The organism is Kitasatospora cathayae, assembly GCF_027627435.1.
GTDB lineage: Bacteria > Actinomycetota > Actinomycetes > Streptomycetales > Streptomycetaceae > Kitasatospora > Kitasatospora cathayae.
This window is the reverse complement of the sequence record NZ_CP115450.1, coordinates 4,576,144-4,595,827: the sequence shown is the minus strand read 5'-3', so window position 1 is coordinate 4,595,827 and position 19,684 is coordinate 4,576,144. Positions and strand designations below refer to the sequence as shown.

16 protein-coding genes, 1 tRNA gene and 3 pseudogenes are annotated in these 19,684 nt (G+C 73.5%); 8 read left to right on the top strand and 12 right to left on the bottom strand.

Features of this window, described 5'->3' with window-relative positions; all coding sequences use genetic code 11:
* The first annotated feature begins 52 nt into the window (after positions 1 to 52).
* The gene (locus O1G21_RS20410; RefSeq protein ID WP_405000819.1) at positions 53 to 628 is read left to right on the top strand and encodes an ATP-binding protein; all 576 of its coding nucleotides are present in this window, start codon (positions 53 to 55) and stop codon (positions 626 to 628) included.
* A 102-nt stretch (positions 629 to 730) separates the two neighbouring features.
* Positions 731 to 1,714, top strand: a complete 984-nt coding sequence (locus O1G21_RS20405; protein ID WP_270145855.1) for a DUF5926 family protein — start codon at positions 731 to 733, stop codon at positions 1,712 to 1,714.
* 218 nt (positions 1,715 to 1,932) lie between these two features.
* Here O1G21_RS20405 and O1G21_RS20400 read toward each other — a convergent pair whose 3' ends face one another.
* Positions 1,933 to 2,604, bottom strand: a complete 672-nt coding sequence (locus O1G21_RS20400) for a bifunctional DNA primase/polymerase (RefSeq protein WP_270145854.1) — start codon at positions 2,602 to 2,604, stop codon at positions 1,933 to 1,935.
* A gap of 617 nt (positions 2,605 to 3,221) precedes the next feature.
* Between O1G21_RS20400 and O1G21_RS20395 the strand changes: the two genes are divergently transcribed.
* The 3 genes from O1G21_RS20395 to O1G21_RS20385 all read left to right on the top strand — a co-directional run bounded on the left by O1G21_RS20395 (position 3,222) and on the right by O1G21_RS20385 (position 7,672).
* A complete protein-coding gene (locus tag O1G21_RS20395; RefSeq protein ID WP_270145852.1) occupies positions 3,222 to 4,679 on the top strand; it encodes a PP2C family protein-serine/threonine phosphatase in 1,458 nt (485 codons plus the stop codon).
* Positions 4,680 to 4,864: 185 nt separating this feature from the next.
* The gene (locus tag O1G21_RS20390; RefSeq protein ID WP_270145850.1) at positions 4,865 to 6,364 is read left to right on the top strand and encodes an aminopeptidase P family protein; all 1,500 of its coding nucleotides are present in this window, start codon (positions 4,865 to 4,867) and stop codon (positions 6,362 to 6,364) included.
* 186 nt (positions 6,365 to 6,550) lie between these two features.
* Complete coding sequence (locus O1G21_RS20385; RefSeq protein ID WP_270145849.1) at positions 6,551 to 7,672, top strand: helix-turn-helix domain-containing protein; 1,122 nt, start codon at positions 6,551 to 6,553, stop codon at positions 7,670 to 7,672.
* Positions 7,673 to 7,736: 64 nt separating this feature from the next.
* On the opposite strand, the gene O1G21_RS20380 is transcribed toward O1G21_RS20385, so the two are convergent.
* The 6 genes and pseudogenes from O1G21_RS20380 to O1G21_RS20350 form a co-directional block, all read right to left on the bottom strand.
* A complete protein-coding gene (locus O1G21_RS20380) occupies positions 7,737 to 8,513 on the bottom strand; it encodes a MerR family transcriptional regulator (protein WP_270145847.1) in 777 nt (258 codons plus the stop codon).
* Positions 8,514 to 8,593: 80 nt separating this feature from the next.
* Entirely contained in the window at positions 8,594 to 9,823 is a 1,230-nt protein-coding gene (locus tag O1G21_RS20375) for a hypothetical protein (RefSeq protein ID WP_405000683.1), read from the bottom strand.
* 149 nt (positions 9,824 to 9,972) lie between these two features.
* On the bottom strand, positions 9,973 to 11,115 hold the full coding sequence (locus O1G21_RS20370) for an LPXTG cell wall anchor domain-containing protein (RefSeq protein ID WP_270145846.1): 1,143 nt from the start codon (positions 11,113 to 11,115) through the stop codon (positions 9,973 to 9,975).
* Positions 11,116 to 11,487: 372 nt separating this feature from the next.
* Positions 11,488 to 12,066, bottom strand: coding sequence for a flavodoxin family protein (locus O1G21_RS20365; protein WP_270145843.1), 579 nt, complete (start codon positions 12,064 to 12,066; stop codon positions 11,488 to 11,490).
* A gap of 140 nt (positions 12,067 to 12,206) precedes the next feature.
* Positions 12,207 to 13,094 (bottom strand): annotated as a pseudogene (locus O1G21_RS41420) (NAD(P)-dependent oxidoreductase); the annotation flags it as partial.
* Between the two features lie 152 nt (positions 13,095 to 13,246).
* Positions 13,247 to 13,669 carry a YunG family protein gene (locus tag O1G21_RS20350; RefSeq protein WP_270145841.1) on the bottom strand — a complete coding sequence of 141 codons (423 nt, stop codon included), beginning with the start codon at positions 13,667 to 13,669 and terminating at the stop codon, positions 13,247 to 13,249.
* Between the two features lie 251 nt (positions 13,670 to 13,920).
* On the opposite strand from O1G21_RS20350, the pseudogene O1G21_RS20345 reads away from it, so the two are divergent.
* A pseudogene (locus O1G21_RS20345) lies at positions 13,921 to 14,328 on the top strand (LuxR C-terminal-related transcriptional regulator); the annotation flags it as partial.
* Positions 14,329 to 14,783: 455 nt separating this feature from the next.
* On the opposite strand, the gene O1G21_RS20340 reads toward O1G21_RS20345, so the two are convergent.
* The 3 genes and pseudogenes from O1G21_RS20340 to O1G21_RS20330 form a co-directional block, all read right to left on the bottom strand.
* On the bottom strand, positions 14,784 to 15,365 hold the full coding sequence (locus O1G21_RS20340) for a hypothetical protein (protein ID WP_270145840.1): 582 nt from the start codon (positions 15,363 to 15,365) through the stop codon (positions 14,784 to 14,786).
* A 184-nt stretch (positions 15,366 to 15,549) separates the two neighbouring features.
* Positions 15,550 to 15,953, bottom strand: a pseudogene (locus tag O1G21_RS20335) (transcriptional regulator); the annotation flags it as partial.
* Between the two features lie 275 nt (positions 15,954 to 16,228).
* A tRNA-Gly gene (locus O1G21_RS20330) sits at positions 16,229 to 16,302 on the bottom strand.
* Between the two features lie 276 nt (positions 16,303 to 16,578).
* On the opposite strand from O1G21_RS20330, the gene O1G21_RS20325 reads away from it, so the two are divergent.
* A complete protein-coding gene (locus tag O1G21_RS20325) occupies positions 16,579 to 16,800 on the top strand; it encodes a hypothetical protein (protein ID WP_333493481.1) in 222 nt (73 codons plus the stop codon).
* Between the two features lie 71 nt (positions 16,801 to 16,871).
* Positions 16,872 to 17,447, top strand: coding sequence for a dCTP deaminase (gene dcd, locus O1G21_RS20320; RefSeq protein ID WP_270145836.1), 576 nt, complete (start codon positions 16,872 to 16,874; stop codon positions 17,445 to 17,447).
* Positions 17,448 to 17,563: 116 nt separating this feature from the next.
* Here dcd and O1G21_RS20315 read toward each other — a convergent pair whose 3' ends face one another.
* On the bottom strand, positions 17,564 to 18,454 hold the full coding sequence (locus tag O1G21_RS20315; RefSeq protein ID WP_270145835.1) for an alanyl-tRNA editing protein: 891 nt from the start codon (positions 18,452 to 18,454) through the stop codon (positions 17,564 to 17,566).
* 88 nt (positions 18,455 to 18,542) lie between these two features.
* Positions 18,543 to 19,592, bottom strand: coding sequence for a YIP1 family protein (locus tag O1G21_RS20310; RefSeq protein ID WP_270145833.1), 1,050 nt, complete (start codon positions 19,590 to 19,592; stop codon positions 18,543 to 18,545).
* Positions 19,593 to 19,684 lie beyond the last annotated feature (92 nt).

Genomic DNA, 19,684 nt, shown 5'->3' with positions numbered 1-19,684 from the left:
AAGGGGCATCCATCCCTCGGCAAACGCTGAAGGAGGTCCGGGGGTGGCGTTGATGGTGGCGCGCGAAGTGCCGACTTCATCGACCATGGCAGTGCCGCACGGCCCAGCGAGTGTCGGGGTCGCACGGCGCCGACTGCGTCGAGATCTGGGTGACCGGCAGATACCGGAACCGGTCATTGACGATGCCGTACTGATCCTTTCCGAACTGTTGAGCAACGCCTGCCGGTACGCCCGTCCGCTCGGCCCGCTGCCGGCCCTGGGCCGCGGGGCCCGGGCCGAGGTGGTGGACCAGGTGCTGGTCGGCGTCCCCTCCGGGACGCACCCGGCGCCGGGCGGCCGGGAGCGCGAGGACGGCACGATCGAGCCGGATGGCGGAGTGCTGGTCCGCTGGCAGATGCACGCCGACGGCGTCCTCACCCTGGAGGTCACCGACGGCGGCGCGGCCACCCGGCCCCTGCCCGCCAGCCCCTCGCTGACCTCGCGCGGCGGCCGCGGCCTGGGCATCGTCGACCAGCTGGCCAGCGACTGGGGCGTGCGCGACGCGCCCGGCGAGGTGACGGTCTGGGCGGCGCTGCCCGCGCGCGCCCGGCACGCCCGGCGTACCGGCGGCGACGCGCGCAGCGCGTAGCGGCCCGCCCGACGAGCCGGGTCCTTGGGTGAGTCGGGCGCCGAGAAACTGTCAGTAGGCTTCCCGGTTAAAAGGACCACCGTCCCCCGGGAGAGCCGCAGCATGGGCAAGAAGGCCGCCAAGAAGGCGCCGCAGCGCCAGTCCACCACCGCCGTCACGGGCGAGATCCCCGTGGTCGGGGCCCGCGAGGACTGCCCCTGCGGCTCGGGCCGCCGGTACAAGGCCTGCCACGGCCGGGAGGCCTCGCACGCGGTGCAGGAGCTGGTGCACCGCCCGTTCGAGGGCCTGCCGGGCGAGGCCGACTGGGTGGCGCTGCGCGAGCTGGTGCCCGCCGCCACGGTGCCGCTGACGCTGGCCGCCGGGGTGGCCGAGGCCGCCGAGGGTGACGTCCCGTCGGTGACCCTGGCGACCGTGCTGCCGCTGGCCTGGCCGGCCCTGCGCCGCCCGGACGGCTCGATCCTGCTGGGCCTGCAGACCCAGTCCTCCTCCGGCGACCTCAGCCGCGACCTCGCGGACGCCCTGGAGCTGGCCCTGACCACCGAGCCGGGCAGCCCCGTCCCGGCCCGCCGGACCGTCCCCGGCGGCCGCCGCCTGCAGGACCTGCTGGACACCACCGCCGCCTTCACGCCCACCGTGCACACCGGCTTCGAGTTCTGGCTGGAGGACGCCGAGACCGCCACCGGTGAGGTCGCCGCCTCGCTGGAGCGCGCCAACGCCTCGGCCATCCCGACCGAGAAGCTCAGCAGCGTCGACGCCGCCTACTGGTGCGGCACCCCGGACAAGAACCACCTGCGCTGGGTGATGACCGTCCCCGAGGAGCAGCTGCTGGACGCGCTGGCCCGGCTGAACGCCGCCGGCGAGGCCTCGCTCGGCCCGGACACCCGCCTGGTCGGCTCCTTCCGCGCGCACGGCCTGACCGTCCCGGTGTGGGACCTCCCGCTCGCCATGACCGCCGCCGACTGCGAGAAGCCGGCCGCCGAGTTCGGCGAGCGGCTCGCCGCCGTCCTCGCCGACGGGACTCCGCTCACCGCCGAGGAGCGGCGCGCCCGCGCGAACCTGGTGAACCGTCAGGTCACCCTGAACTAAAGGGCGCAGGATCCGGGTGATACGCGTCACATTGTCGCCATGAAGCCGCAATTTCCCGGCCTGGAGGGCGTCTTGGAAATTGGCGCGGGCGCGGATCCTTGTTACTGTCTAAAGAGTCCGGCCGCTGGTGCATCCCCCGTCGCCAGCGGCCGGATCTTTTCTTTTTCCGGAACGCCCCGCACCGCCGGGCCCGGAGTCCGGTACGGCCCGGCGGCCCGTCAGTGCGCCGAGCGGCCGCTGTCCAGCCGGACCGTCGCCTCGACCAACTCACCCAGCAGCGGCCCGACCTGCGGCAACCGCACCCCGCCGCCCGCCGCCGGTCGCGGCGCCAGCACCCAGCGCACCCTCCCCCAGCCTCCGGTCGGGGGGACCCCCATGGCCCCGCCGCCGGGCGGCAGCGGCAGGAAGCCGCCCGGCCCGTGGTAGCGCAACGAACCCGGCACCCAAGGGAGTTGGGCGAGCATCTCGCCCAGCGCGTCGAGCGAGTACGGGGCCACCAGCAGTGCGTAGCGGCCCGGCATCGCGAGCACCGGCCCGAGCGGCAGCCGCAGCGCCCCCAGGTAGACCAGCGCCCGGGCGCCGGCCGCCGCGGGCAGGCTGACCGCCGACACCGCGGAACCGGTCGCGGCCAGCACCGGCGCGTCCGGGCTCTGCCGCTCCCACCACCAGCGCACCATCCGGGCGTCCGTGGTGGCGGCCAGCAGCGAGGGGTCGTGCGGGTGGGCGCCCGGCACCGGGCAGTCCGGATCGCCGCAGGAGCAGCGGCCGCCGCACAGCACGGTGCCCGGCACCACGGGCCAGCGGTGTTCGACGGCGGCCGTCAGGGCCGCGGCCAGCCGGGCGGACGACTCCTGCGACCGGCTCTCCGGGCGCTTCGGGTTCTCACGCATGGCGCTCGTTCCTTTCCCTGACCGCTCGGTTCGCTCCGCCCCACCGACATCCGCCGGAACTCGCCACGCGGGCCCGCGACGGCACGGCCCCGGGCGACGCGAAGCGGGGCGGGCGGCATGGCGGACGGCGCGGCTACGACGTGGAGCACGGTGTGGAGCACGACATGAGAAGGGCCGCGCACTGGAACAGCCCTTGGAACGAGAATCCCGTATGCGACCGGATGGACGCCGCCCGGGCGCGCTTGGTTCCACCGTACGAGTGAGAGACTTCCGGCCAGCCAGGAGTGCGGGCGGCGCGGACATAGGATCCGGACGGCCGCCCGGTCCGTCCCCTCCGTTCTGCCCGCTCCCGGCTCGCTCCATGCCTGCGGCCCCGACCGGCGCGCCGCGTTCCGCGCACGCCCTCCGACCGGGTCGAACAGACGTGGAACCGGCCACCGCGTCGTCCCGGATCTGGACATGCCCCGAATGGCCTGTGTAGAAGTGGTGGCATTGCTGTCGATCAATGACGAGTAGTAGCGAATCGAGGCGAATCACGCCCTTTGGCCGTGCTCGCACCACATTGGCCGTATCTGGGGGTTCCGCATGGCACGTAGCACCGCGTCAGGAGTGGCGGCATGACCAACTCCCACCCGTCGACGTCCCACCCGTCGCCGACGACCGCCGAACCGGGCGAGCCCGGCTGCGCAGGCGGGCTCACCGTCCTCGACCCGCCGGACCTGCCCGGCCCCGCCGACGCACCGGACGGCGACACCGCCGCCGCGGACGGCCCCACGGCACCGTCCGCCACGGTGCAGGACCGTTTGGCCGGACGTCTGTCCGATATCACCAGCCTGCACGAGCACACCGAGCGCCTCGTCCGCGCCCGCGGCCTCGACGCCACCCTGGACGCCGTCCTCGCCTCCGGCGCCGCCCTGCTCGGCGCCAGCCGCGGCGTGCTGGTCACCCTGATGCCGGGCGGCGGCGCCGGCCAGCCGGTCGGCCTCGGCCTCGACCGGGCCAGCCTCGGCGCCCTGGAGACCGTCCCGACCGAGCAGAGCCTGCTCGCCCGGCTGCTGCGCGAACAGGACCGGCCCGAACAGCTGCACTCCCGCGACCTCGCCGAGGACCCGGCCATCGGCGGCCGGCTGCGCGAACTCGCCGTCCACCTCGGCCTCGGCGGCGCCGTCGGCCTGCCGTTCGCCACCGTCGAGGACGGCCCGCTCGCGGCCGCCGTCTGGTTCTACGACCGGCCCGCCGAACCCACCCGGTGCCAGCGCGAACTGGCCCACCACTACTGCGAGATCGCCGCTCAGCTGCTGGCCAGGCAACTGGAGGCGGAGCGCACCCGGCGCACCACCGAGGCGCTGCGCCGCGGACTGCTGCCGGACCACCTCCCCCAGGCCGACGGTCTGCGGCTGGCCGCCCGGCTCGTCCCGGCCGGCCTGGACCACTCCAACGGCAGCGACTGGTACGACGCCATCCCGCTGCCGGACGGCACCCTCGGCCTCACCGTCGGCTCGGTCTCCGGCGACGGACCGGGCGCCGGCCCCGGCTCCGCCCCCGGCGCGGCCGCCGCGATGGGCCGGATCCGGGCCGCACTGCGGGCGTACGCGGTGCTGGAGGGCGAGGACCCGGTCTCCGTCCTGGGCGACCTGCAACTGCTGCTCAAGACCACCGAGCCGACCCGCACCGCCACCGCCGTCTACGCCTGGGTCGAGCCGGAGGAACGCCGGATCACCCTCGCCGGGGCCGGGCACTGCCCGCCCGTCCTGGTCGGCCGGCACGGCGCCGAATTCGTGGAGACCTCGCTCTCCGCGCCGCTCGGCATGCTGGCCTGCTGGGAGGCCCCCGGAGTCGAGTTCACCGCCGCGCGCGGGGACACCCTGCTGCTCTACACCGAGGGCCTGGCCCGCCGCTGCGGCCCGACCCTGCACGCCGGACAGGCCAACCTGCGCCGGGCCGCCGCCGACGCCCCGCGCGACGTGCGGATCGACCCGGACCGGCTCTGCGCCCACCTGCTGGCCGTCTGCCCCGACCCGGACGCCGCCCCGGCCACCGACGACCTGATGCTGCTGGCCGCGCGCTTCGAGTAGGTGTCCGAGTAGGTGTCCGCGTAGGCGCCCGAGTAGGTGTCCGGGCAGGCGTACGAGTGGGCATACGAACCCCGAACCGACGGGCGACCGGGCGTCCGTACCATGGACGCACGGCCGCCCGCGCGTGTCGCGACCCGACACCTCCCCCCGAGGGCGGCGGTACCACCCCCTAGGAGGCGTTGCACGTGACCGAGGACCGGACCCCCGCGGTGGCCGAGAACCCCGAGGCCGAGGGCGGCGAGGAGCCGCCGCAGTTCAAGGGCCGCAAGAACGGCCTCTACGGCGAGATCTCGGACGAGCTGTCCGCCTCGATGAAGTCCGGCTGGGCCGACACCGAGCTGCACGGGCTCGCCCCGATCGCCCAGGCCGGGTACGCCGCCGAGCGCCGCGCCAAGCTGTCCGCCGCCCACCCCGGCGTGCGCCTGGTCGTCCCCGCCGGCAACCTGCGGGTGCGCTCCAACGACACCGACTACAACTTCCGCGCCGCCAGCGAGTACGTCCACCTCACCGGTGACCAGACCGAGGACGCGGTGCTGGTCGGCGAGCCCACCGGCGACGCCGGCCACGAGTTCACCCTCTACCTGCTGCCCCGCTCGAACCGCGAGAACGGCGAGTTCTGGCTGGACGGCCACGGCGAGCTGTGGGTCGGCCGCCGGCACAGCCTGAGCGAGCAGGAGCAGCTGCTCGGCCTGCCGGCCCGGGACGTCCGCCAGGCCGCCGAGGAGCTGGCCGAGCGTGCCAAGGACTCCACCGTGCCGACCCGGATCGTCCGCGGCTACGACGCCGGCCTGGAGGCCGCGCTCGCCGACGTCCTGGACGCCGACAAGGACGCCGAGTTCAAGGAGTTCCTGAGCGGTCTGCGGCTGGTCAAGGACGAGTGGGAGATCGGCGAGCTGCGTGCCGCCTGCGACGCCACCGTCAACGGCTTCACCGACGTGGTCCGCGAGCTGGGCCGGGCCGTCGCCACCTCGGAGCGCTGGATCGAGGGCACCTTCTGGCGCCGCGCCCGGGTCGAGGGCAACGACGTCGGCTACGGCACCATCGCCGCCGCCGGCCCGCACGCCACCACCCTGCACTGGGTCCGCAACGACGGCGACGTGCGTCCCGGCGAACTGCTGCTGCTGGACGCCGGCGTGGAGACCCACACCCTCTACACCGCCGACGTCACCCGCACCCTGCCGATCAACGGCTCCTTCACCGAGCTGCAGCGGAAGATCTACGACGCGGTGTACGACGCCCAGGAGGCCGGCATCGCCGCGGTCAAGCCGGGCGCCCGCTTCCGCGACTTCCACGAGGCCTCGCAGCGCGTCCTCGCCGAGCGGCTGCTCGCCTGGGGCCTGCTGGACGCCTCGGTGTACGACCTCGAGAAGGTCCTGGAGCTCGGCCTGCAGCGCCGCTGGACCCTGCACGGCACCGGCCACATGCTCGGCCTGGACGTCCACGACTGCGCCCACTCCCGCCGCGAGGAGCACGTCGACGCCCTGCTGGTGCCCGGCATGGTGCTCACCGTCGAGCCCGGCCTGTACTTCCAGCAGGACGACCTGACCGTGCCGGAGGAGTACCGCGGCATCGGCGTCCGGATCGAGGACGACATCCTGGTCACCGCCGACGGCAACGAGAACCTCTCGGCCGGCCTGCCGCGCCGCTCCGACGAGGTCGAAGCCTGGATGGCCTCGCTCGCCTGAACCGGGCCGAACCGGCCTGGACCAGCCTGGACCGACCGTTGAAGGGTCCGGTCTCCGCCGTCGCGGGGAGGCCGGGCCCTTCGGCGTTCCCCGGCGTGGCCGCTGCGGCAGGGCGGTCCGAAGTTCCGGGGTGGCCGGGACAGCTACACTCACCGGGATTCCGCCACCCGTGAGCAGGGGGTTCGCATGGCCGAGCAGATCGCCGAGCAGGCTGCCGGGCAGATCTCCCAGCAGGTCGCCGAGGACCGGGTCGCCCGGCCACGCCCGGTGGCCGTCACCATCGGCCGGCGCCCGGAGCCCGTGCACGACGTCGCGGTGTACGCCTTCGATGGCATGGCACCATTCGAACTCGGCGTGGTGGTCGAGGTGTTCGGGCTGGCGCGGCCCGAGCTGGGCGGGCTGCTGGCGGCGCCCTGGTACGGGCTCAAGGTGTGCGCCGACCGGCCGGGGGCGGAACTGGACGCGGTGGGCGGCTTCGCGCTGACCGCCCGGCACGGCCTGGACGACCTCGCCGCGGCCGACACCGTCGTCATCCCCGGTGTGCGCAACGCCTTCAGCGGCGTGGGGGCGCCTCCCGGCCGCCAGACCGGGGGAGTCTCCCCCGGTCTGGTCGAGGCGCTGCGGACGGCGCACGAACGCGGCGCCCGGATCGTGTCGATCTGCTCGGGCGCCTTCGCGCTGGCCGCCGCCGGGCTGCTGGACGGCAAGGAGGCGACCACCCACTGGCGGTACGCCGAACTGCTCCAGCAGCGCTACCCGCGGGTGCGGGTCAACCCGGACGTGCTGTACGTGGACAACGGCGACGTGCTGACCAGCGCGGGCAGCGCGGCCGGCATCGACCTGTGCCTGCACCTGGTCCGCCGGGACCACGGCGCCAAGGTGGCCAACAGCGTGGCCCGCCGCTTCGTGGTGGCACCGCACCGGGACGGCGGACAGGCCCAGTTCATCGAGGCGGCGGTCCGCCCGGTCGAGGAGGACGAGGACGGGATCGCCCGCAGCATGCAGTGGGCGCTCGACCACCTGTCCGACCCGCTGACCGTCTCGGTGCTGGCCCGGGCGGCGCGGATGTCGGACCGCTCGTACCTGCGGCACTTCACCGCCCGCAACGGCACCAGCCCGATGCGCTGGGTGGTCACCCAGCGCATCGCGGCCAGTCTGGCGCTGCTGGAGTCGCCGGAGGGGACGGTGGAGGAGATCGCCGCGGCGGTCGGCTTCGAGAGCGCGGCGACCTTCCGCCACCACTTCGGGCGGGTGATGCGCACCTCGCCGACCGCGTACCGGCGCTCCTTCGGGCGCGGGGTGGCGTGACCGGCCACGACACCCGCCACGACACCCGCTGCGCCTCCCTCGGCGCCGTCCCCGGCGCCTCCCGCTACGCCTTCTCGTGCCGGTCGGCGTTGGCGACGATGGCGTCGTGCAGCCACTGCGCCAGGCCGGGGGCGAGCTCCTCGTAGGTGGTGGTCCAGCGCGGGTCCGAGACGTACAGGCACGCCAGACCGCGGTGGATGGTGAACGTGCAGTCGTAGAAGTTCCGGCGGATGTGCTGCCGGTGCGCCTCGGCGAGGTCCATGGCCACCGTGCCGTCGGCGGGCTCGCCGGCGGTGACGGCCGCGACCAGGCCGTCGTTGAGCTCGGTCATCTCGCCCTGGATGCGCTGCCAGTCGGCCTTGGTGTAGCCGCCGGTGCGGCGCTGGGACTCGGCCCAGGCCTCGGTGTCGCCCCAGCGCTGTTCGGCCTCCTGCTCCCACTCCTCCTGGTAGCCCTCGCCGAAGATCTCGAACTTCTCCTCCGGGGTCAGCTGAATGCCCATCCTGCGTGCCTCCATGGCGTGTTCGACGGCTGCGGCGAGGTCCTGGAGGTGCCTGATCCGGTCGGTCAGCAGTCGGTGCTGCCGCCGGAGGTGCTCGCTCGGGCTGACCGAGTCGTCGTCCAGGATCGCCGCGATCTCCTCCAGGGGGAATCCGAGCTCGCGGTAGAACAGGATCTGCTGCAGCCGGTCGAGGTCGGCGTCCACGTACCGGCGGTAGCCGGCCCGGGTGCGGCCCGCGGGGGACAGCAGGCCGATCTCGTCGTAGTGGTGCAGGGTGCGGACGGTCACCTTGGCGATCTTCGCCACGGCGCCGACCGAGTGCCCCTCGCCCTCGTTCATCCGGAAACTCCTCCCTGGCGCTGACCACCACCCTGCGCTCTCACGTCACGTGAGGGTCAAGCCGTGTTTCCGGGCGGGCCTCAGGCGCTGACCAGCTCCCGCTCGCGCCGCCGGGCCGACCGACGGCGCCCGTCCCCGCCGCCGCCCCCGGCCGGTGGCCGCGGTCGGCGGGTCTGCTGGGTGGGCCAGAGCAGCACGTACGCGGCGGAGACCACCACGAAGGCGAGCCGGACGAAGCCGCGGGCCGGGTCGGACGGCAGGAACAGCGTGCCGCCGTACAACGCGGCCAGCGCGATCCAGCTCCACCACGGGACCAGCCGCTTCTGCCCGACCGCGTCCCAGAGCAGGGTGCCGAGCAGGATCGAGGCCGTGTAGTACGTGTAGACGCTCGGGTCGAGCAGGATCCGGGCGTCCGCGCCGAGCAGCACCACGGCCGGCCAGCGGCCGCGCCAGACGGCGACGCAGCCGAGGCCGATGCCGAGCGCGAACTGGGTCGGGCGGTCCCACCAGGGAGTGGACGGGTCGGTGACCCCGAACCAGCGCAGCGCGGAGGCGGGCTGGTTCGGGATGGTGAACTTGGCGGCCGCCATGGTGTCCAGGTTGCCCAGGTAGAACGGCAGCCAGGCGACCGCGACCAGCAGGCAGAACCAGAGCGCGGTGCGCAGCCAGGCGGGCCGTGGCAGGGCCAGGATCAGCGGGGCGAAGGCGATCGCCCAGGGTTTGGAATCGACCGCCAGGGCCAGGAAGACCGCGACCTGGACGGGCTTGCCGCGGGCCAGGCCGTGCGCGGCGAGGGTGGTGAAGAACAGCGCGAGGACGTCGTCCAGGTGCGCGAAGCGGACCGAGACCTCGACCCACATCGGGATGAACGCCAGCCCGGCGATCAGCAGGCGCTGCTGGAGCCGGCGGTGGTTGGTGCCGGTGCCGAGGTAGTAGAGGGCGGCGGTGCGGCCGACCAGGACCAGCATCACCAGGCCGAGCCCGGCGCTCACCGCCTCGGCCATCAGCTGGCCGACGTGCGGTGAGAACGGGGCGGTGAGCCGGGCGGCGGCCAGGCTGACCGGGCCGATCTGCAGCTCGGGGTGGTGGGCGTAGAGCGAGAGACCGCCGTCGGGCTGCCCGCTGAAGAGCAGCTGTTCGCCCTGGCGCAGGTAGTGCCAGGAGAAGCCGCCCCTGGGCTCGACCAGGAAGAACCAGAGCACCGTCCACGCCGTCAGCAGCACGTGGTGCCTGCGGAGCGGCAGGCCCGCGATCCGACCGGTCGCGGATTCGTAGTCGGTGGTGATCCGTGCCGTGCGTTCTTCCCGCACCTGTCCCTCTCCCCGCCGTTCCGCCCCCCTCCGGCCGGACATCCTATGTGACGGAGGAGTACCGCCCGTGCCGCCCGGAGGCCCGTCCGAGCGGACGGGTGGGCGGCACGGGGGTACTCGGGAAAAGCCCCCCGGCTGTCAGCTCCGGGTCAGCCCTGCTGGCCCGCCTTGCGGCGACGCAGCACCACGAGGGTGCCGACACCGGCGACCAGGACGGCGCCACCGGCGGCCGCGATCGCGGTGGTGTCGTCGCCGCCACCGGTGCTGGCGAGGTTCTTGCTCGCCTTGTCGGCGGCCGCCTTGGCCTTGGTCACGCCGGCCTGGGTGATCTTCGGCGGGGTCACGTTGGGGACGGTCACCGGGATGTCGATCGGCTGCTGGGCGTCGCTGCCGCCGTCGGTGGCACCGCCGGACGGGGCCGGGGCGCCGGTCGAGGCGGACGGCGAGGCGGTGCCCGGGGCCGGGGTGGTCGGCGCCGCGGTGGTCGGGGCCGGGGTGGTCGGCTCGGTGCTGGGGGTGGTGGTCGGGGTGTGGCTCGCCGACGGGGTGCCGGTCCCGGTCGGGGTGCCGGTCCCGGTCGGGGTGCCGGTCCCGGTCGGGGTCGGCTTGCCGGTGTGGGTCGGGGTCGGCTTGCCGGTCGGGGTCGGGCCCGCCTTCTTGATGGTGAAGCCCGCGCCGCGGACGCCGTCGCAGCTGAAGGCGCCGTTGTCGACCGGCAGGTGGCTGTCGTCGTCGAGCGCGCTGGCGAAGACCACCGGGACCAGGCCGGCCCGGCCGAGCGGGGCGTTGTCGGTGAAGGACAGCCGCACCTTGATGGTGAGGCTCTCGCCGCGGTTCAGGACGAGCAGGGAGTCGTCGGTGACGTCGCCGTCCGACCCGACGCCGCCGAGCAGCATCAGGACGGAGTCGTCGTCGTGCTCCCCGCCGCCCGGGGCGGCCACACCGGTCTGCCAGCCCTCGCCCGGCAGCTGGTACTCGATCTTGAGGTGCTTGGCCTCCAGCGAGCCCTGCTTGTTCTTGAGCTTCACGAACGGGTAGAAGACGTCGTCGTGCTTGGAGGAGTTGTCGATCCGGTAGGTGAACTCACGGGGAGCGCCACCGGCGATGAAGGTGCCGGGGACCCCGTGCACCGAGAGGTCGAGGGCGTACTTCGACTTCTGGTCCGCCGGCGCCGCGGCGGCGGACGGGGTGCCGGTGGAACCGACGGCCATGGCGCCCTGGGCGCCGGCCAGCACCAGCGAGGACGTGAGCGCGGCGACGCCGGCCAGGGCAAGACTGCGACGTATGGACAAGGAGACCTCACGGAAGTGTCCGGGCGAGGCCCGGGCGCGAGGGGGCGGCCGCAGACGCCGCGGACCCCCCGCGAAGCTGAAAGTCCGACGGAGAGTACCGAACGATCCGGCCACTCCGGAAGGCAGGTGCCCCGCTGCGGCACGTTCCCGGGGCCGGGGCGCCCGAATCGCCCAACTCCGTCCTCCGGTAGGGCTTTTGTGCTTTGCCAAAAGATGACCGCGGAGTGACGGGTACACGCCCGGAAGGACGGTACCGCACGGGCCTCGGTGGCGTGAATACGTCAGTCGGCCGGGGTCGGCATGACGCCACCCTGGTTCGGCATGGCGCCACCCCGGGTCGGCATGACGCCACCCCGGGGCCGCGGCGCCGACTCAGCCGGTGAAGAAGGACTTGGCCGCGATCAGCGCCCGCTCGTCCCGCAGGACGTCCCCCGGGCGGGTCCCGTTGCCGATCAGCGCGCCGCCCCAGCGCATCCCCATGTACTCGGCGGTCAGCTTGAGGGTGCCGATCATCGGCTCGGCCTGCTCCTCCGTGCCGGCCAGGACGCTGACGTCCCACAGCGTGCCCCCGGCCATCCCGGCGCGGAAGTCCACCCCGGGCACCCGGAACCAGGCCGACCAGTAGTCGAGGTAGAGCTTGGCGGTGGTCGGCAGCGTGTACCAGTACACCGGCGCGACGAAGACCAGGTCGGTGACCTCCAGGGTGGCCTCCAGCAGGGTCCGCTCGTGGCCGACCGGCTCCGGGTAGCCGCCGTCACCGGTGTGCCGCAGGTCCTGGAAGGGCGGCAGCGGGTGGTCGGCGAGCCGCAGCCAGCGCTGCTCCGCGCCCTCCGGCAGGCTCGACTCGGCTGCCAGCCGGGCGAGTTGTTCGGTGTTGCCGCCGGCGCGCGAGCTGGCGTCGAGGAACAGGAAACGGCGCGGCGCCTCGGCGCCGGACGGCTGGTCGGTCATCGGTGCTCCCCCGGTCGGGTGTTGCGGACAGAGGTGCGAGCACCAGCCGCGCGCCGGGTATTCCGCGCCTGCGCCCCGCCCGGGGTCCCGCGCGGCTGCCCGCCTGTCCGGTGCTTGTGAGCAGGCGGGCGCGGCGGTGCTCAGTCCGGCAGGCCGGCCCGGCGGCGGGCGACCTCGGCGACGGCGGCCCAGTCCTTCTCCCCGTCGCCGTGCGCCAGCGCGTCCAGGAAGGCGTCCCGCAGGATGCCGCCGAACGGCAGCGGGACGTGGCGCGCGGCCCCGGCCTCCAGCGCCAGGCCGACGTCCTTGAGACCGAGCGGCAGCCGGAACCCGGCCGGCTCGTACCGGCGCTCGGCCACCATCGAGCCGTAACCGGAGTAGACCGGCCCGGGGAAGAGCGTGCCGGTGAACATCTCCACCAGGTCGGTGGGCCGCACGCCGTGGGCCTCGGCCAGGCTGCACGCCTCGGCCATCGACTCGATCGCGCAGGCCAGCAGGAAGTTGGTGCTGATCTTGGCGGTGTTGGCCTGCCGGGGAGCGTCGCCGAAGTGCCAGACGCGATCGCCCATCGCGGCGAACAGCGGCTCGGCCCGGTCCAGCAGCTCGGGCGCGCCCGCGGCCAGGATGTTGAGCTTCCCCTCCGCCGCGACCGGGGGCCGACCGAGGACGGGCGCGGCGACGTAGCCGATGCCGTGCTCGGCGTGCAGTTCCTCGGCGCGTTCGGCCAGCGCGAGCGAGACCGTGGCCATGTTGACGTGCAGGGTCGCCTTCGCGCCCGCCAGCAACTCGGGGTCGAGCAACAGCCGTTCGACCGCCTGGTCGTTGGCCAGCATGGAGACCACGACATCGGCGGCGAACACCTCGGCGAGCGAGCCCGCCGCCTCCGCCCCCTGGGCCACCAGCGCCGCCACCGGCTCGGGCGAGCGGTTCCAGACCCGTACGGCGTGGCCGGCCCTCAGCAGGCTGCCGGCCATGCCCCGCCCCATCGCGCCCAGCCCCACGAAACCGACCGTCGCCCCGCTCATCCGCGCACTCCCGTCGTCGCCGCCACCCGCACGGTGGTCCGTCCGGGCCGACTGTACGTCAGGGGAGCTTCGGAGCCGGGGTGGTCAGCGTCGGTCTTCCCGGCTGGTGCGCCGAGGCGTGTCCGTCCCGGCCCTAAGGGACCCGGGCCGGTCGGCTAGGCGACCCGCACCGGTCGGCGGATCCGGCTCGCGGCGGCCCCGCGCTCCAGCTCGGTGACCACGCGGTGGCGCAGCAGCTCGTACTGGGCCTGGAGCCGGCCGGGGCGGGCCGGACGAGCGACCGGGCGACCGGGGCCGACCAGCTCCTCCGGGCCGAACTGCTCGCGGGTGAGATCGATCTCGAAGCCGGTGGCGAAGCGGTTCCACCAGTGGAGGTCCGTCCGGACCCCGTCGACGTGCACCTCGCCCATCATCAGCTCGCCGCCGAGCAGGTCGTGCACCACCATGGCCGTCACCCCGCACTGGCCGCGGGCGGGATTGTCGGGACGCCAGTGGGCCAGGTCCTCGGGCGCACAGGTGTCGACACCCCAGGAGGAGCGGATCGCACGTTCGATGTCGTTGAGGGTCCACGCCGTCATACCGGGAAGCCTGCCACGCGCCACTGACAACGACATCGGCTTTTCGAAGGGTCACCGCCTGTTCTGCGGCGACCCCTCCCTTGTTCACCCGAACGAGGACACCGTGGGGCGGCGGGTCCGGGTCTACGGCCGGGACGGCGGCAGGGCGCGTTTCGTGGACGACGGCCGGCAACGCGCTCGGAGAGCGCCCTGGAACGCGCCCGGCCGACCAGGGCGGATCACTTCGCCAGCGCGGCGACGCCGGCCTGCGCGCCGCCCCCGGCGGACCGCACGTCCTGGTGCTCACCACGTACGACACCGACGCCGACATCACCCGGGCCATCGCCGCGGGCGCCACCGGCTACCTGCTGAAGGCCGAACGGCCGGAGGAGTTGTTCGCCGCCGTCCACGCGGCCGCGCTGGGCCGGACGGTGCTCTCGCCGCCGGTCGCCTCCCGGGTGATGGCCCAGATGCGGGCGCCGGCGCCGCAGCTCACCGAGCGCGAGCAGGACATCCTCGAACAGCTGGCACAGGGGCTGGGCAACCGGGAGATCGCCCGGGCGCTGTTCATCAGCGAGGCGACGGTGAAGACCCATCTGGGCCGGATCTACGACAAGTTGGGCGTGGACACCCGGGCGGGCGCGGTGGCGGTGGCCAAGGAGCGCCGGCTGCTGCGCTGAGCGCGGGCCCGGGCCGTCCCGAGTTCCGTCCATCACTGCGTTGAGCACTCGCGCGGTGTCACTCCGTACTGCCATGATGCACGGAATGTCGGATTCCAGACCGCGCGGTTTCCATGCCCGGGGCATGCGGCACGGCCGCACGCGCCCCTGACGGACCCACAACTTCCTGGTCAACCCCGACACACCGATCCGACCGGGTCGTCACGATTGTGGATTTTTCGTGGATCTCACTATTGACAAACCAACCACGCGGTTTGTTAGCGTGAGATCAACGACGCCCCCGGAGGTGGGGGCTCGCCGGGGTCCGTGCGGACGCTCTCGCCGGAGGGTGTTGCCAGGGGGGCGGCGGGGTTGCCGGGGTGTCGGGGGGAGCGGCAGCGCCGAAGCCGCGCGACGAGGCGGCGTGGAGCGGGTCCGGGGGGACCCGCTCCACGCCTCCCCCGGTGTCCCGCCCATCACACCGGCGCGCTCCAGTACGAGCAGTGCACCCAGGGCAGCGGCGCCGGGTCCGGCTCGCCGGCCCCCGGCAGCGCGGGCACCCGATCCGAGCCGGCCACCCCGAGCAGACTCGCGGTCAGCCGCACCTCACCGAACTCACCGAAGCACAGCACCAGTTGGGAGCCACAACGGCTGGTCGCGGCGACCCCGGGCCGGTCCCGCCCGGCGTTCAGCGAGGTGATCGTCCACCCGCGCCACCGCCACTGGCGCTCCACCATCCGCGCCAACTCCGGCCGTCGGCCCGGCGATACCACGGTGAGCAGGTCCCGCCCCCGGGTGACGTACCAGAGCACCTCCGGCCCCCGCCGCCCCGGCGCGGAGAGCCGAACCCCCGCCCGCGGCACCGTCTCCTGCCACACCGTCGTCGGCCGAACGGCCGCCATGGTGTCCCGGAGCAGCATCTCGCAGTGCTCCGCGGCATCGAGTTGATCGACCGTCACATCCGGCGCCAGCACCGGCCACCAGTCCGGCGCGACCGGCGCGCCACTGCGGAAGCCGTCCGAGCGTCCGAGGTTCAGTTCGGCACCACCTGACTGCACAGGCCCCCTCCGTACTCCTCCCGGCATTCAACCCGGGCAGGCATTCCGTCACTGTTTGGACGGTGGCCGGGCACGGACAGTTCCGCCCTTCGCCCGCCGCTGGCAGGCGCCCCTTCCCCACCGATCGACCAGCAGGCGCAGCAGGCGGGTGCCGCCTCACCGGTCGAGGGAGCCTGCCCGTGTCCTACCCGCTTTCTCGTTTGATCCACTCGCCGCCGCCCAGCGGGTAGCAGTAGCCGGGGCGGCCGACGTCGGCGCCGGTGCGGAACGGGGTGCCGTTGTTGTCGATGTGCACGGTGTCGCGGCGGCTGCCGCTGGACCAGTCCGGCATGAGGTCCCGGCGGACTTCGTGCGCCTTGGTGTGCACAGTGACGTAGAAGACCTCCGGATCGGACTTGCCGACCTTGTACGGGAAGTCGCGCCGCCCACCCTTGACGGTGATCACCGGACTGCCCCGGTCGAAGTCGATGTCGAAGGACTTGGTGTCGAACCGCCGCCGCAGCCGACGCCCATGGAGTAGGCGGTCCAGGCGAGCGGCGCGCCCTCGATGATGATCCGCACGTGCAGCGCCTCCAGGACGACCGTGTCCGCTACTTCCTGGGTCCGTCCGGCAACGAGAGCGTCGGCGCAGGGCCCACCCGCCGCTGCCCGCGAAGGGCGCCTACGTGGACGACTCCCTCAAGGTCACCTACTGGCAGCAGTCGATGGACGGTGCCATCACCTGGTGACACCCGAGAACAACCGCCGAGAACGCCCGATTTCCGCGGCTCCGGCGGCCTTCTGGCACGAATCTGCAAGGCGGGATCGAATTGTTCCGGACAAACAAGAAAGCCGCAGGTCATATGACCTACGGCCTTCGGTAGTGGAGCGGGCGACGAGAATCGAACTCGCGCTCTAAGCTTGGGAAGCTCATGTTCTACCATTAAACTACGCCCGCCTGATGAGCCGTCAGAGACCGCTCGATCCAGTGCCACTGTACCCCATCCGCCGCTGTGGTTGCACGGCTGGTTCGGGGCCGTGGCGGAGCCGGGTGGGGGTGGGCGGGGGGCGTACTGTTTGGGCCGCGTGTGAGTGCTCCGGTGGGTGTGGGGTCGGGGCGGCGAGCCACGGTGTGGAATGTCCGGAACATCCCCTAATATGACGCTGTCCCGAGGCCTGGCCGCCGGGGCGATGAGTACGGGTGAGTACTGGGTTAGGGATGGGAAGGGGATCGATGGAGCAGCGCGCCGTCGTTCGTTGTGCCGAGGGGCACCTGTTCAGCACCACCACGTTCCCGATGCAGAACCTCGGTCCGGGCCGGCTCGGGCCCGGGCGGTTGATCCGCTGTCCGCAGTGCGGACGGCTCCGGAGTTCGGTGCGGGCCGATGTGCGGGAGCTGTCCACGGCCCAACTGGCGCGGGCGATGCGGTTGGAGGCCGCTGAGTTCCTGGCCTGACGGCCGGCGGAAGGACACCGGGGCCCCGGACGGATTCGTCCGGGGCCCCGTCGTGCACGTAACCTCGAAGCGTGCTGCTCTCTGACAAGGACATCCGGACCGAAATCGACCTGGGCCGGGTCGTCATCGACCCGTTCGACCCGGCGATGATCCAGCCGTCGAGCATCGACGTGCGCCTCGACCGCTTCTTCCGCGTGTTCGAGAACCACAAGTACCCGCACATCGACCCCTCCGAGGAGCAGCCGGACCTGACCCGGCTGGTCGAGCCGGAGGGCGACGAGGCGTTCATCCTGCACCCGGGCGAGTTCGTGCTGGCCTCGACGTACGAGGTCATCACGCTGCCCGAGGACGTGGCCTCCCGGCTGGAGGGCAAGTCGAGCCTGGGCCGGCTGGGCCTGCTCACCCACTCCACGGCGGGCTTCATCGACCCCGGCTTCAGCGGGCACGTGACGCTGGAGCTGTCGAACGTCGCGACGCTGCCGATCAAGCTCTACCCGGGGATGAAGATCGGGCAGCTGTGCCTGTTCCGGCTCTCCTCGCCGTCGGAGCACCCGTACGGTTCCGAGCGCTACGGCTCGCGTTACCAGGGCCAGCGCGGGCCGACGCCGTCCCGCTCGTACCTGAACTTCCACCGCAGCCAGGTCTGACCGCACCAGGATCCTGACCGCACCAAGACCCTGACCGCACCAAGACGGAGTGCACGCACGGCGGGCGGCCATCCCCTCAGGCGAGGGGGTGGCCGCCCGCGGCGTTTCCTCCGGCGTCAGCCCCGCTTCGGGCTGGTGACCGCGACCAGCTCGGCGCCGTCCTCGGACAGCCGCAGCTCGGTGGTCAGCTCGGCGAGCTCGCCGAGGTGGTGCAGGTGGGTGCCGCCGCAGAAGATCTGCGCGCCGCCCTCGGGCAGCTCGCAGTGCCACTGGCGGCGGGCGGTGAGCTCGGGGCCGGGGACCTCGATCCGGACCGGGGCGTCGGCCGCGACCCAGGCGGCGAGCCGGGCGTTGACGGCCTCGGTGAGGGCGGGCAGGGCGTCGGCGAGGGCGGGGAACTCCTCGGTGGCGTCGACGGTGAAGCCCTTCTTCTTCAGCGACTTGCCGAGCCGGTAGGTGTCCGTGCTGGCCTGGGTGTCCATCACCGAGCTCGCCATGGCGAGGCTGTCGAAGTCGGGGTTGCCGAAGGCGTCCGAACGGCCCGGGTCCTTGCGCCAGCGCGGGGCGAGCGCGGCGTTGAGGGCGAGGGCGAGCAGGTGGCAGCCGCTGTGCGAGGCGCTCAGGGCGGCCCGGCGCTCGGCGTCGACGGCGAGGGTGGCGGTCCGGCCGGTGAGGTCGCCGGGGTCGGTGTCGAGGACGTGCAGGACCAGCCAGGACCATTCCTCGTCGCCGCGCTTGACCGGGATCTCGGCGCCGACCAGCGGGGCGCCGCCCTCCGGGCCGACCGCGCCGGTGAGGCAGTCCACCACGGCCAGCTCGGTGCCGTCGACGGTGAGGGTGCCGTGGTCGGCGGGCTGGTCGGGCCAGGTGTGGTCGAGCGGGTGGAACGGGGTGGACTCGGTCACCACCGCGTAGCGGCCGTCCGCCAGCGGGTGCACCGCCAGCACCGGGGACTCGCCGGTCACCGCCCCGGCCGGGAAGCTGACGTGGGTGGTGGGGAGGGTCATGGCGCGCTCCGGTGGCTGGGGCTGGACGGGGGTGGGCGGGCCCCGTCGCCTACCGGCCGGACCCGCCCACCATTGTGCCCGTCGCCCCTCAGCCCAGTGTCGGCAGCTTGATCAGCACCAGCAGCGCGACCAGCTGCACGGCCGCGGCGGCCGCCGCCTTGCCCCAGGGCAGGTCGTGCACCCGCCGGACCATGCCGGTCAGCAGGTACGCGCAGAGCATCCAGGTGGCCCAGCCGACGGCCTGGACCACCGCGCTGCCGGAGGGCAGCACCAGGTCGATCAGCAGCCGGGGCGCGTCGGTCAGCCAGCCGATCAGCGCGGCCAGGCCGATCGTCGACTTCCACGGGCCGGCGCCGCCGAGCTGGCGGGCCAGCGCGTAGGTGACGGCACCGAAGACCGCCCCGACCACGGTGAAGCAGACGGCCGCGGCGCACAGGCCGGTCAGCGCGACCGAGAAGGTCGAGTCGACGATGTCGTCGTGGGTCAGCCCGATGCCGAGCACCGCGAGCACGCCGTACAGCAGCGAGACGGTGAGGGCGGGCAGCCAGACCTGGTGGTCGCGGGTGCGGTCGAAGGTCTCGGTCGGGCTGCGGAAGATGCCGACGAACAGCTCGCGCCACTGCGGCCGGGGCCCGCTGACGTGCGGGGCGGACTGGCCGCCGGCGCGGTAGACGGTGACGTTGTCCTGGCCGTACGGCGGTGGGGGCTGCTGGTCCTGGCCACCGTACGGCGGCTGCTGCCCGTAGCCGCCGTCCTCGTAGTGTCCCTGGGCCGGCGGTCGGCCGTAGTGGCCGTGGTCCTGGCCGTACGGCTGCTGCTCGTACGGGTCGCCGAGCGGGAAGGCCCGGGTGTTGCCGGGCCGGTCGGCCGCGTACGGGTCGTAGCCGGCGCCGACCGTGCCCCCCGGGCCCTCGGCCGAACCGCGCGGACCGGCCGGACCGCCGGACCCACCGTGCCCGGCCGAACCGCCGTACCCGCCCGGACCGGCGGCCGCCGTCGGGTGCGCGGCCGTGAAGTACTCCGGCCCGTCCGTCCGCCCGTACCCGCCGGGCGCCCCCGCCTGCGGCGGCGGAGGAGCCGGCCATCCGCCGTGCGGACGGTCGGCACCCTGACCGCTGTCGTATCGATTACCAACCACGCTCCGAAGGTACCCGTCCGGCCCAGTGCGCGTCGGGCCCGGACGGAGCCGGGGCCGGTTTGCAGCGAGGCTGAGACGAACGGGTCCGAAAG